The sequence below is a fragment of the Candidatus Neomarinimicrobiota bacterium genome (assembly GCA_016784545.1).
Taxonomy (GTDB): domain Bacteria; phylum Fidelibacterota; class UBA8477; order UBA8477; family JABMPR01; genus JABMPR01.
This window is the reverse complement of sequence record JADHUM010000060.1, coordinates 14,780-27,924: the sequence shown is the minus strand read 5'-3', so window position 1 is coordinate 27,924 and position 13,145 is coordinate 14,780. Positions and strand designations below refer to the sequence as shown.

The window sequence follows — 13,145 nt, the reverse complement described above, 5'->3', positions numbered from 1 at the left end:
GTTCTATGATCTGATTACGAAGTGAAAGGTTTTCTTTTTTTAGTAAACTCACATGAGCAACCAGTAATCTTACCTTGTCTTCAAACTTACTCAGGACATCATTGATCACTAGATTGCCTCTCTTAGTGTGGCGTTGTACGCGTCTTCCAAGCCTTTGAGAATCCTTTGGAAATCTTTGTCGATTTCTTTTTCAGTAAGGGTTCTCGTCTTATTCTGAAAAACCAGACGAAATGTAAGACTTTTTTTGCCACTTGCAATAGATTTTCCTTCATAGATATCGTATAAACGACTATATACTAAGGACTTACCAGCATTTTTTTGAATGGTCTCATCAATTTGATCAAAAGCAATATTCGAATCGATGAGGATTGATAGATCTCGCTCTACAGCAGGATAAATGGAAATTTGTTGGTACTGAATGTTTTGCTCTAGACCGAGGTTTTCAGCAATTCTGACTTCAGAATAAATACCCCTCACACTCTTCAATTTCTGGTTGAGCTGCTTTAATTCCCCAAGCACTCCAATCCGCTCATCTCCATTGAAGATTCCAATAGAATCATTAAAAAGATCGTGCTCAATAGATTGGAAGTAAATCTCCTGGCCAAATAAATCACCATAGATAGAGTGCAATATTCCCTTCATGTGAAATACATCGGTTCCTACACTTTCCTGAGACCATTGTTTGCTCTGCAGCTCGCCAGAGATAAATATGCCGAGGTGACTGGTTTCTCTTGCACCCGTATCAGAATCCATATCAAGGGTGCTAACCTGACCCAATTCAAACAATTTCAAGTCGGACTGGCGGCGATTAATATTGTGGTCAGCAACTTTGGCCATTCCCATGAGCAGGGATGATCGCATAGAGGCCATATCTCTGGATAGTGGATTTGCCAACAACAAGGCTTCTTCATCACCGAAAACAGTGGGATGCTCATCAACTGCAAGTAGCCCATTTCCATAGATTTGGTTGAAGCCAATGGCTGCCAGATAATCAATAATTTTCTCGCGCATCTGGTCAGGCGTTTTTTTGTTAATCTTGTTGGCGATGCTGAAATGTTGTGGAAGAGGAATATTATTATACCCGTAGATACGGCCTACTTCTTCAACCAGATCAATCTCACGCGTAATATCTGGACGAAAAGTGGGGACCTTGACCTGAAATACTCCCTCCTTCTCGGAATGGAATAATTCCAGACCATTTAAAATCTTCGAAATGGCAGCAACATCGATGTCGGTTCCCAGGATAGCATTGCATCGTGCAGCCCGAAAACTGATTTCCAGTGGTTTAATAATCTGAGGGTAAGCATCAACCTGCCCCTGGGTAATCTCCCCTCCTGCCAGTTCTACGATAAGGCTGGCAAGGCGATCTAGAGCGTAGGGGATGCCATTGGGGTCTGTACCGCGTTCAAAGCGATGAGAGGCGTCTGTGGCCAACTGTAGCTTTTTGGCCCCACGACGGACAACCACGGCATCAAAATAGGCACTTTCAAGTAAGAGGTCGGTCGTATCATCCTTCACTTCTGAATTTTCACCACCCATAATACCTGCAACAGCCACAGGCTTTTTACCATCACAAATCAGCAATACAGAATCGTCTAATTCACGTTCCTTGCCATCCAGGGTGGTAATTTTCTCTTTGTCAGCGGCTTTCCGCACGATGATTTTGCCGCCTTGGATATAACGCAAATCAAAGGTATGAAGAGGATGTCCCGTCTCCATTAACACATAATTTGCCGCATCAACCACATTATTTATGGATCTAATTCCAGCTGCCTGGAGTCTTTGACGCATCCAGCTGGGAGATTCAGCTATTTTCACTCCCTTCACAATACGTGCTGCGTAGCGCGGACAAGACTGAGGATCATGAAGCTCAACTGAAACTATGCTGGATGTTGGTGTTGAGGATTCTTTGATATCGATGGCAGGTTTATGCAACTCCAAACCGAGCAGTGCTGCTAAATCGCGAGCCACACCAATATGGCCCAGCGCATCAGAACGATCAGGGGTAAGGTCTAATTCAATACTCACATCATTCCCAGACAGATAAGACGCCATGTCCATCCCCAGCTCAGCATCTTCATCTAACACCATGATCCCGGAGTGATCCTGGGAGAGGTCCAATTCGCGTTCGGAACATACCATCCCGTTGGAAACCACGCCTCTCAGCTTGGCTTTCTTGATCTTCATCCCATCCGGAAAAGTGGTTCCAATCGTAGCCACAGGAACGTTTTGTCCTGTATCAATATTGGGAGCGCCACAAATAATTTGTTTAGGCTCGCCATCACCCAGATCAATCATGCATACACTGAGTTTATCAGCGTCCGGATGCTTTGCTTTGGAAACCACATGACCCACAACAATTGATTTAAAGTATTCAGGCAAGGTTTCAACAATGACTGCTTCAAGACCAGCATGCGTTAATTTTTCAGCCAGAACGGCAGGTCCCAGATCAATGTCGATGTATTCTTTGAGCCAGTTGTATGAAATATTCATATTATGTTCCGATTATGATTTTGCGATCATCTGAAGCGCGTCATCTCGAGCGGAGTCGAGAGAGACTGACAACTTCCAAATATTCGTATCCCTCGTCCTTCGACTCCGCTCAGGATGACACAAGCTCGGGATGACGGATACAATTGCTTAAACAGATGGCAAGGTAGACGCAGTTCTCATTACTCCTCTACACTAAAACTGTTTGAGAAAACGAACATCGTTCTCAAAAAGAAGTCGAATATCTGTAATACCATATTTCATCATGGCAATACGTTCGATTCCCATACCAAAGGCATAGCCTGTATATTCTTCAGAGTCAATATTGACAGCTTGGAAAACATTTGGATCCACCATCCCACAGCCGCCAATTTCCAACCAACCTGTTTGCTTGCAAACCCGACATCCCTTGCCTCCACAAAGGAAACAGGATACATCCATCTCGCTACTGGGCTCGGTAAAGGGAAAAAAGCTTGGTCGAAATCTGAGCTTCACATTTTCGCCAAAATATTCACGGCAAAAGAGTTCCAGTGTGGCTTTAAGTTCACCCATGGTCACATGCTTATCCACATATAGACCTTCAACCTGATGAAACAGACAATAATGCCCGGCATCGATGGCTTCATTGCGATACACGCGACCAGGCATAATCGACCGTATGGGAGGTTTTTCCTCCAGCATGAGTCTTACCTGTACTGGTGAGGTGTGTGTACGCAGAACAGAGTCATTTTTTAGAAAGAATGTATCCTGCATATCGCGAGCGGGATGCTCAGGTGGAAAATTCAATGCATCGAAGTTGCGCCATTGGGTTTCAATCTCAGGGCCTTCAGCCACAGAAAAACCAAGACGATGGAAGATTTGCTTGAAATCCCTGAGGGTACTTTCGATGGGGTGCAAGGTTCCTCGTTCGTAGATCACACCTGGTAAAGTGACATCAACTGAACTGATTGCCTGAACATCACCACGCTGTTCATTGATGCTAGCCTCTATGTGATCATGGATGTCCTGTTTGAGCTGATTGATCACACCGCCAAATTCACCACGACGTTCAGCTTCAACCTCTTTCATCTTTTTGAAGAGGTCGTTAATTACACCTTTGCGACCCAGGAATTCTTGTCTAATCCGCTCTAAATCAGAAAGCGCTGGACTTGATGCCAACGCTTGCTTGAATTCCGAGCGTAATTCGTCGACTTTTTTGAAAAGCGACATACGCGATCCTAACTGTGGTTTATTTAGTTTTTGCTACAATCGAAGCGAAACCAACTGGATCTGTAACAGCGATTTCAGCTAACATTTTACGATTGAGGTCAATACTACTTTTCTTTAAACCATTCATCAATTTGGAATAACTCAGGCCGTTCAAACGAGCAGCAGCGTTAATTCTGGCTATCCACAAACGACGAAATTGACGTTTCCGATCTTTACGATCTCTGTAGGCATAAACCCAGGCGCGTTCAACAGTCTCACGTGCTGTTCTATACAGACGTGAACGGGCACCATAGTAACCCTTGGCAGCCTTTAAATATTTTTTGTGCCGTTTTTTACGGGTGACAGCACTGTTTGCTTTTGGCATTGTAACTCCTAGTACTTAAGCGGATATCGCTTTTTTCACTTTAGCAGCATCGCCACCTGTCAAAAGACCGGATTTGCGAAGTTTTCTTTTCTGCTTCTGTGATTTGTTGTTCTGCATGTGACTGGTGAAAGCCTTGTTTCTCTTCACTTTACCTTTACCGGTTAGCTTGAAGCGCTTTTTAGCAGCACGATTTGATTTCATTTTGGGCATATCTCATTACCTCACTTCTTCAAGGTGACTACAGTGGTAAGGAATCTACCTTCCATAGTCGGGGTATATTCCATGTTCACATCTTCACCGAGATGACTCATGATTTTTGTCATGAGTAATGGTCCACGATCCAGATAAGCCATTTCCCGGCCTCTAAACATGATCGTTATTTTTACTCTATCTCCATCGTCCAGAAATTCTCGTGCTTTGTTGACCTTTGTCTGAAGATCATGATCCTCAATATTCGGTCTGAAGCGCACTTCTTTGTTCTGAATAATTTTTTGTTTTTTCTTTGCCTCTTTGGCTTTCTTAGCCTTTTCATACTTGTACTTGCTGTAATCCATAAGCTTACAGACTGGAGGCTTGGCGTTTGGGGCGACTTCTACCAGATCTAGTTCGGCATTTTCTGCTCTTTCCAGGGCCTCTTGGATGGTTACTAATCCTGCTTGTTCACCGTTTTCATCCACGAGTAAAACCTCTGGGGTGTCAATCTCATCATTGATGCGGAGTTCATCCTCCTTAGCGTATACCTTATACTTTTTGATCTATTCTCTCCCTTATTTCACCTAAAATACGTTCGCTCACTTCAGCAAGGTCAACGCTGCCTAAATCTCCGACACCGTGACGACGAACACTAATTTTGCTCTCTTCAACCTCTCGGTCCCCAAGGATAAACATATATGGAACCTTTTCAAGCTCTGCTTGACGAATTTTCTGACCAATTTTTTCATTTTTCCAGTTGGCTTCTACACGAATTCCAGCGGATTTCAATTGAGCAACGACTTCCTGGGCGTAGTCTTCATGACGATCCGCAATGGGGATCACCTTGACTTGCACAGGAGCCAACCACACCGGCAAACGGGCGGCATAATTCTCAATCAGGATACCCATAAAACGTTCCAGGCTTCCAACGACAGCTCTATGGAGCATGACAGGACGGTGGGAAGCACCATCCTCACCTGTGTACTCCAACTCAAAGCGTTCTGGCATGGAGAAATCCAGCTGACAGGTGCCGCATTGCCAGCTTCGGTTCAAAGAATCCTTGATATGGAAGTCAATTTTAGGGCCATAGAAGGCACCATCACCAGGATTCAACTGATAGTCGATCTCATTATCTTCCAACACCTTTTGTAGAATGGCTTCACTCTTGGTCCAGGTTTCAGCAGAACCAATAGCCTTGGCTGGTTTTGTGGAGAGTTCAACATGAACATCGTCGAATCCAAAAGCATGGTAGGTCTCAAATATTTGTTCAAGTACCAGACTTACCTCATCATGGATTTGTGCTTCAGTACAGAAGATATGTGCATCATCCTGTACAAAAGTACGGACCCGAAATAACCCGTGAGTCACACCTGAGCGCTCGTGACGATGCACCCGGCCGAATTCTGCCATGCGGATGGGGAATTCCCGGTAGGAATGAGCAGAATCACCAAAGATCAAGAGGTGGCCTGGACAATTCATGGGTTTCACAGCGAAATCACGATCGTCAACCTTGGTGAAATACATATTATCACCATAATTATCCCAGTGACCACTGCGATGCCACAATTCCTCAGAGAGGATCAGAGGTGTCCCAACCTCCTCATATCCATAGCGGATATTACTCTCACGCAGGTAATCCACAATTCCGTTGTATATCTGTGTGCCTTTGGGATGGAAGAAGGCGTTGGCTGGTGATTCTTTATGAAAACTGAACCAGCCCAATTCCTTACCCAGGCGACGATGATCGCGCTTCTTGGCTTCTTCCAGCAGGTTGAGGTATTTCTTAAGTGCTTTTTTTTCCGGAAATGCTGTTCCATAAATTCGAGACAACATGCGGTTATTTTCATTTCCACGCCAATACGCTCCAGCCACACTCAAGAGTTTAAATGCACCTGCACGTTTAGTTGAAGGCAAGTGGGGACCACGACAGAGATCAATAAACTCTCCCTGTTCATAAGCTGAAATGATCTCATCTTCTGGTAACTCAGAGATTATTTCGACTTTATACGTTTCATTCATGGCTTCAAAGCGTTTGATTGCCTCATCCCGTGAAAGCTCTAATCTCTTAACAGGTAAATCTTCATCAATGATTTTCTGCATTTCAGTTTCAATCGCAACGAGCTGGTCATCAGTAAAGGGGCTCTCAATATCGAAATCGTAATAGAATCCATTCTCTATGGAAGGACCAATGGTCACCTTTACTTCAGGATAAAGGCGTTTGACAGCCTGGGCCATAATGTGGGAGGTACTGTGAAGCAAAATTTCGTGAGCTTCAGCATCCGTTCTTTTGAGAAAGTTAACTGAAGAATCTTCAGTGATCACCGTTGCCAGATCAACCACTCTACCATTGATGCTTGCAGCGATGAGTTGTTTCTCGAATTGAGGACTTATCCCCTGGGCAATTTCGAACGCACGAATCCCGGACGGCAACTCTTCAGTACGGCCATCTGGGTATGTGATCTGTATATTCCCATTCGCGTTCATATCCTGTGGGCGATACTGGACTCGAACCAGTGACTCCTTGCATGTCAAGCAAGTACTCTAACCACCTGAGCTAATCACCCTACTTAAATCTTATTCCCCGGGTTCTACTGTAATGTTAGTACCAGTATCGCCCTTCTTTTAAAAAACTCGGCTCCAAGACTCTCCTGACATTCATGTCGGGACAAGTACTCTAACCACCTGCCTGTCTGGCGTAGTCGCTAGACGTAGACGGAAGCTAATCACCCTACTTCAATCTTTTCATTCACAACGAGCACTTTAGATCACCTTTGAGTATTAATTGCTCAAAAACAAAGCGTAGTCCTCCTGTGGCACCAACTAAGATGCGAAAAAGCGTGCGAAAATAACTGCCCGCCTATGCGTGAGCAAGCAGATTTACCACCTTTTTTAAACATTCTTTTCTAATAAAATAAAGGACTTGGCGGTCTTATTCCTATTTCAGGAATTGATCGGCGACGGATGTACTGGAATCCTTGACTTCTTCAGTCACTTCGGTAGCCATGCTTACTGGACTAAACTCCTTCTGAACCAGATCCATTTCATTGAGAACCACATCGATGGCTTTGGCAACATTCGCTCGTTGTTGTCTCGCCAAAATGGTTAACGCTATGGCTATTCCCACAATGACGGACACGACAAAATTACCAGTGATTGTAGCAGCAGACTCTATCCCTGTGCCACCAACCCACATGAGGACAAGGAGGGTAACGATTGAGAAGGACACCCCAAATACCAGAGAAGCTAGAATCTGAAACATTGAGTTTACAGAATTTATTTTTGAGACAAGTTCTTCAATCTTTTCCCAATCACGTTCACGCACTGGCAGTGCACTCTGCTCTTTGTGCTTACGCAAAATGAGATTTGCAGTCAGGTTTAATTCATTCATAAGGTGCTCCTTTGTCCAAGTTATTCATCCCCCAGGAATCCAGAAACATAAACGATGAAACGTCGATTATCTAACACATGGATATACACTGAGCTTGTGTGTTTAAAATTTAGCCTTCAATGCTAATTGCTGAGTCCCAAACTGTCAAGCAAGGAATGGAGCTCAGACACACCTGGGTAAAGTTATTTTTAGTCTGTGCAGCCCATAATCTTGATTTATTTCAAAACTCGGGACTGCTGGAAATTTATCTTCAATCCGTGACTTCTTCTTGACCCTTAGCCAGATCTAATGTCAAACCAGCTTTCATGAGATACCAGGCTCCCATGGGTGTATATAATAAGTAGTTCATAAGATGCATAACGATGGCGAAAGCTTTGGCTGCATCATTGTCAATATTAAATATCATCAGTGCTGCCAAAACCGCCCCATGATAGGTACCAACATAACCAGGTGCAGCAGGAACAGATAAGGATAGGGTCGTGAAAACAAGCAGAATGGATGAGACCTTCCACAGATCTACCAGATCAAGTCCGAAATCAAAAGCGGCCAGCGCTAGAAAAGTGACCATAAAATAGAGCAACCACAGAAAACCAGTTTGAAGGACTACCTGGAAGGGTTTTGGCATATGCCACAAGGTCTCCAGTCCTCTAAATATTGATAGGAGATGTTCAGCTCTTTTAGGATGCCCTCCATCGATAAAACGCTGACTCCATGCCTCAATACGAACCTGGAACTTTTCATGCTGGCGGTTGACCCAAAAACCCAATATGATGATCATGAGGAGGGCACCCAGCCCCAGCATAGCCAGAAGGCGTGCAGACTCAAACGTTGGAACCAGAGTAGCATAGATGCCAGCCAGGATGAGAAATGAAAACATATCTAAACTGCGCTCCACAACGATGGAAGCTCCCACACCACTGACTTTCAGATGATGTCGCTTGGATACCACCATGGCTCTTAACACTTCCCCTAGTCTAAAGGGGAGCACATTGTTTCCCATATAGCCCATCATCGTGGCTTCAAATAAGTGTTTGGTTTTAATTGTTCTTTGTGGGCTAAGTAAAATTTTCCAGCGTGCAGCGCGCACCACATTGCTAAGGACTAGTAGCAAGGCACCTGAAGCAAAAAGCCAATAATTTATGGATAAGATAGCCTGCCAGAAGGGTTCCCATTCAAGGTCCTTGAATGAATAATAGACTAGTCCTAAACTCACGGCGATGGAGGTTATAAACTTTAGCGGGTGTTCTTTTATCAAACCAACGATCTGCACTATTTTCCCCTCAGATCCGCAATTTGATAATGCAGATAATCCTCACCCATAATTGGAATGGTAAATCCTTCGTAGCTTTCTAAATAGCTCAGCGAGATGATGTATTTATTGCCATCATAGTCGACCAGAATTAGCTTTTCCAAATCGTCACCCTGGCCAAGAACCACTGCCAGACTTTCCCAATCAGAAAAATCATCTGCAAACTGGAAATTGAGTCTGCGCCTAGAATCGCTTAACTTTTTCTCCCCTTTAAGGCGGGCCGAATTTAGATCACCCCCGACAAATAATTGCTTCAGCAATGCATCAGGAGATGCATTCTCGTATAAAATTTGATGCCTGCTATGGTTGACTGTAATCATCTCATTTTCAGTCACAAATATTTCCATCCCGAAATCGGCAAGCATGACGTGAAAATTTCTACCACCCCGAATATCCATTTGAATTCTAACCGTGTCACTTTTATCTGAAAACCGCCAATCAATGACCTGGTTGATTTTTACACTGGTAGTTTCCAGATTCATAAAGTGATCTATAATTTTAGCAAGTTCCTTGGGCGGTTGGGCTGCAGATAGTGAATTACTCAAGGATATAAAAGTCACCAGCCACAGTAGGCTGACATGCAATCGATAATATTTCATACGAGAGGAGGCTCCTGACTTAATCATCAAGGATATCTTCATCAAATGAAGGGTTGTCCAGGACTTCTGGTCCAACCAGGACATCACGAGCTTTACTGCCAGTGTTGGGTCCAACAATTCCAGCACGTTCGAGCTCATCAATGAGTCGACCAGCTCGGGCATAACCAACTCGAAGTCGTCTTTGAATCATACTCACAGAACCTTGCTGATGGAGAACTACCAGACGATAGGCCTCATCAAATAAGGGATCAAGTTCTCCCCCACCTTCCGTTCCGGCAATGGTGGGATCCTGCTCATCAACGATACCGGGTAGAAGTTGTTCTTCTGGTTTGGGCTGATCCTGAATATGATCCAGGACATCCTCAATTTCTTCGAGGGTGACAAAGGCGTTGTGTAAACGTACTGGTGCCGGAGCTCCAGGAGCCAGGAAGAGCATATCACCATTCCCCAATAGTTTTTCGGCACCATTTTGATCCAGAATGGTTCTTGAATCATTTTTCTGAGCCACCTTAAAGGCAATACGAGTTGGGAAGTTTGCTTTTATCACACCAGTAATGACATCAACAGAAGGCCTTTGAGTGGCAATGACGAGATGAATACCCACAGCACGAGCCATCTGGGCCAGACGTGCTATTGGCTCCTCAATTTCCTTGCCTGCTGTGATCATCAAATCAGCCAGCTCATCGACTAATACAACGATATATGGCAGATGAACATAGCCATCCTTGCCAGTGGCGCGTTCATTGTATTGATCAATATTGCGAACCGTTTTCTTGGAAAGCAGATTATAGCGTTTCTCCATTTCCAACTCCGCGGAACGCAACGCATGAATGGCATTTTTCGGAGTTGTAATCACATATTCGTCTATGGACTCACTGGTAATCAGATGATAGCCCTGGAGGCGCTTATAGGTGGATAACTCCAACTTCTTGGGGTCAATCATAATGAACTTCACCTGATCAGGACGTGCACGATATAGAAGGGAAGTAATAATGGTGTTAATACAGACAGATTTACCTGAGCCGGTGGCGCCAGCGACCAGGAGGTGAGGCATCTTGGCCAGATCTGCCACAAATATTTCACCAGCTGTGGTCTTGCCAAGGGCAATTGTTAATACGGAGGCAGGCTCAGAGAATTTTGGTGAATTGATACCACTTTTGAAATACACAATTTCCGGTTCATCATTGGGGAGCTCAATTCCCACAGAATTTTTACCAGGAATTGGTGCAATGATACGGACGCTCTGTGCTTCCATAACTCTGGCAATATCATCAGAGAGATTTGCAATTTTCGATACCCGGATACCAGGACCTGGTTCCACCTCATATCTTGTGATGACGGGACCAGGGGCAATATTGGTCACACGACCATCCACACCAAAGGTCTCCAATGTCTGAATCAACAATTCAGCCTTACGCAGTAGAATATCTTTTGATTGGCCAGCAGAAGTTGGCGGTGGTTCCATGAGCAAATCGACTGAGGGCAGTTTATACTCCCGTTTGGGGACCCGAACCTGAGTCTCATCGTAGTCTACTTGATCTTCAATTATGGCAGCTTCAATTTCTATTTCATTGGGCCTCAAAGTGGTTTGCTCCGCTTTCCCCAAATTCCCAGGCGGCATTTCTTCACGCTGAATCGGTGGTGGAGCTGTTTCCCCGACTGGTTCGGGAACTGGGTCAGATGTAGATCTTATTGGAGCAACGCGCTCCTCTTCACGCTGGATAGGGGCCTGTGCCCTCTCTTTAAGGTCCTTCACCTTGGCTCGCTTCTTACTGGCCATCTTGAGCTTGTTACGCAGCTCAGAGAGTCGATCTTCGATCCAATCATTGACACGACGGAATGAAAATCCGCGCCAGGCCTGGACGGTCACAATACCAATACTAAACAGGATGAGAACTGAACCCGGGAAACCCAGAAAATCTTTTATGAGTTGACTGATGCTAACTGTGAGATACCCGGAGTGTCTGAATAATTGATCTGAAGTCATGCCACTTTTCTCGGCGATCAGGGCAAAGAGGGTCATGAGGATCAGAGTGGTGGCAAAACTATACCCCGTAAACCTGAAAACAGGCTGAAAATCTTTATCAGTAAAAACAACATAGCCCCAGACACCAATTAATAGGGCAATGACAATTGATCCCCATCCCAGGAACATTTTGAATAACGCCCAGGAGATAAAAATACCGGCATACCCCATCCAATTGTGGAAATGTACACCTGGCATGATGCTTAATTCTTCAGTGGGCTCATGACTCACCAGACTGAGGAGTACAAACAGACCCACTACCATGGTGAGTATTCCAAGAATCTCGCGACTTTTTTCTTCCAGACTAATTTGCTTCTTTTTGACTACCATGGATTCAATTGGTTTTCTTATTTATAAACGGTGGTTTGATGACTTTGATGGCCAGACGACGTCCTCTAATATCAATACTGAGAGTCGTGTTCACTTTCTGGTGAGGTTTATCAATATATGCCAGTCCAATGCCCTTTTTCAAAGATGGACTCTGACCACCTGATGTGACCACACCCACCTTCTCATCCCCTGCATAAATTTCGTATCCGTGGCGTGGGAGGCCCCGATCCATCATTTCGAAAGCAACAAGAAAACGTGTGAGACCTGCTTCTTTCTGCTTTATTAGTGCATCACGACCGAGAAAATCCCCATGCTCCAAATCAGTGGCCCAACCCAGTCGGGCTTCCAGCGGTGTGGTGGTTTCATCAATATCATTTCCATAAAGACAGAACTTCATCTCCATCCTTAGCGTATCACGGGCACCCAGGCCAATGGGTGACAACCCATATTCTGCACCTGCTTCCATCAAAGCAGCCCAGAGTTGTTCTGACTCCTCAGGATCATGGTACAGTTCGTAGCCCAATTCACCTGTGTAGCCAGTTCTTGAGATGAGCATGGGTAACCCATTCACATCACCTATGGCAAAATGGTAAAATTCAAGACTATCAAGATTACCTGAGGTCAATTTGGACAGGATATTTTTTGATTCAGGTCCTTGAAGTGCCAGTAGGGCGATTCCATCTGAGCCATTGGTGAGTTGCACATCCTGAAATTTCTGCACCAGATCGGAAAGATGGTTCCAGTCCTTTTCCAGATTGGAGGCATTTACAACCAGCATAAAACGATCTGCAAACCGGTAAATGAGAAGATCGTCAACAATACCGCCATTTTCAAGGCACATGGTAGAATATTGGACCTGGCCTTTTTCCATTGATGCCACATTGTTTGCAGTGGCATATTCAACGAATTCCAGTGCTTGTTCTCCTGTTACCCAGAATTCTCCCATATGGGAGACATCAAATAACCCTGCCTGATTTCGCACCTTCTCATGTTCAGCAATGATACCCTCGTACTGAATGGGCATTTCGTATCCGGCAAAGGGTACCATCTTGGCACCAAGCGATTTATGAATAGCATTGAAAGCGGTTAGCTTCATGAATGTCGGTCCTCACACAATTATTCAGCTTTGAATCTAATGGCTATAAGATCAGGTCAAAATTGAAAATCAACTCAATATGGAGCACGAAGAGCGAATATGCCATATTAGAGTATTATTAATGAGATTGTGCACAATTTCC

At 44.5% G+C, this 13,145-nt stretch carries 11 protein-coding genes and 1 tRNA gene; all 12 read right to left on the bottom strand.

Going from position 1 to position 13,145, the window contains the following annotated elements:
* Positions 1-108: 108 nt before the first annotated feature.
* Complete coding sequence (locus ISR87_13075; protein ID MBL7026373.1) at positions 109-2,493, bottom strand: phenylalanine--tRNA ligase subunit beta; 2,385 nt, start codon at positions 2,491-2,493, stop codon at positions 109-111.
* Between the two features lie 192 nt (positions 2,494-2,685).
* Entirely contained in the window at positions 2,686-3,699 is a 1,014-nt protein-coding gene (gene pheS, locus ISR87_13070) for a phenylalanine--tRNA ligase subunit alpha (GenBank protein MBL7026372.1), read from the bottom strand.
* A gap of 19 nt (positions 3,700-3,718) precedes the next feature.
* On the bottom strand, positions 3,719-4,063 hold the full coding sequence (gene rplT, locus ISR87_13065) for a 50S ribosomal protein L20 (GenBank protein MBL7026371.1): 345 nt from the start codon (positions 4,061-4,063) through the stop codon (positions 3,719-3,721).
* Between the two features lie 15 nt (positions 4,064-4,078).
* A complete protein-coding gene (rpmI, locus tag ISR87_13060; GenBank protein MBL7026370.1) occupies positions 4,079-4,273 on the bottom strand; it encodes a 50S ribosomal protein L35 in 195 nt (64 codons plus the stop codon).
* A gap of 11 nt (positions 4,274-4,284) precedes the next feature.
* The gene (locus ISR87_13055) at positions 4,285-4,818 is read right to left on the bottom strand and encodes a translation initiation factor IF-3 (protein ID MBL7026369.1); all 534 of its coding nucleotides are present in this window, start codon (positions 4,816-4,818) and stop codon (positions 4,285-4,287) included.
* Positions 4,805-6,739 carry a threonine--tRNA ligase gene (gene thrS, locus ISR87_13050; protein MBL7026368.1) on the bottom strand — a complete coding sequence of 645 codons (1,935 nt, stop codon included), beginning with the start codon at positions 6,737-6,739 and terminating at the stop codon, positions 4,805-4,807. The genes ISR87_13055 and thrS overlap by 14 nt, the downstream gene beginning before the upstream one ends.
* Before the next feature lie 6 nt (positions 6,740-6,745).
* Positions 6,746-6,819, bottom strand: a tRNA-Val gene (locus ISR87_13045).
* A gap of 371 nt (positions 6,820-7,190) precedes the next feature.
* The gene (locus ISR87_13040; protein ID MBL7026367.1) at positions 7,191-7,643 is read right to left on the bottom strand and encodes a hypothetical protein; all 453 of its coding nucleotides are present in this window, start codon (positions 7,641-7,643) and stop codon (positions 7,191-7,193) included.
* A gap of 250 nt (positions 7,644-7,893) precedes the next feature.
* Positions 7,894-8,913 (bottom strand): flippase-like domain-containing protein, encoded by a 1,020-nt coding sequence (locus ISR87_13035; GenBank protein ID MBL7026366.1) that lies wholly within the window; start codon positions 8,911-8,913, stop codon positions 7,894-7,896.
* Complete coding sequence (locus tag ISR87_13030; protein ID MBL7026365.1) at positions 8,913-9,551, bottom strand: hypothetical protein; 639 nt, start codon at positions 9,549-9,551, stop codon at positions 8,913-8,915. Before ISR87_13030 ends, ISR87_13035 begins: the two co-directional genes overlap by 1 nt.
* Before the next feature lie 19 nt (positions 9,552-9,570).
* Positions 9,571-11,907: a DNA translocase FtsK gene (locus ISR87_13025; GenBank protein MBL7026364.1), complete on the bottom strand. Its 2,337-nt coding sequence runs from the start codon at positions 11,905-11,907 to the stop codon at positions 9,571-9,573.
* 4 nt (positions 11,908-11,911) lie between these two features.
* Positions 11,912-13,003, bottom strand: coding sequence for a glycine cleavage system aminomethyltransferase GcvT (gcvT, locus tag ISR87_13020; GenBank protein ID MBL7026363.1), 1,092 nt, complete (start codon positions 13,001-13,003; stop codon positions 11,912-11,914).
* Positions 13,004-13,145: the final 142 nt, after the last annotated feature.

What these genes read in the sequence shown, in the direction of transcription:
- rpmI (MBL7026370.1), bottom strand. Translation starts at nt 4,273, where the DNA reads ATGCCCAAAATGAAATCAAATCGTGCTGCTAAAAAGCGCTTCAAGCTA.
- rplT (MBL7026371.1), bottom strand. Translation starts at nt 4,063, where the DNA reads ATGCCAAAAGCAAACAGTGCTGTCACCCGTAAAAAACGGCACAAAAAA.
- pheS (MBL7026372.1), bottom strand. Translation starts at nt 3,699, where the DNA reads ATGTCGCTTTTCAAAAAAGTCGACGAATTACGCTCGGAATTCAAGCAA.
- thrS (MBL7026368.1), bottom strand. Translation starts at nt 6,739, where the DNA reads ATGAACGCGAATGGGAATATACAGATCACATACCCAGATGGCCGTACT.
- ISR87_13075 (MBL7026373.1), bottom strand. Translation starts at nt 2,493, where the DNA reads ATGAATATTTCATACAACTGGCTCAAAGAATACATCGACATTGATCTG.
- gcvT (MBL7026363.1), bottom strand. Translation starts at nt 13,003, where the DNA reads ATGAAGCTAACCGCTTTCAATGCTATTCATAAATCGCTTGGTGCCAAG.
- ISR87_13025 (MBL7026364.1), bottom strand. Translation starts at nt 11,907, where the DNA reads ATGGTAGTCAAAAAGAAGCAAATTAGTCTGGAAGAAAAAAGTCGCGAG.
- ISR87_13030 (MBL7026365.1), bottom strand. Translation starts at nt 9,551, where the DNA reads ATGAAATATTATCGATTGCATGTCAGCCTACTGTGGCTGGTGACTTTT.
- ISR87_13040 (MBL7026367.1), bottom strand. Translation starts at nt 7,643, where the DNA reads ATGAATGAATTAAACCTGACTGCAAATCTCATTTTGCGTAAGCACAAA.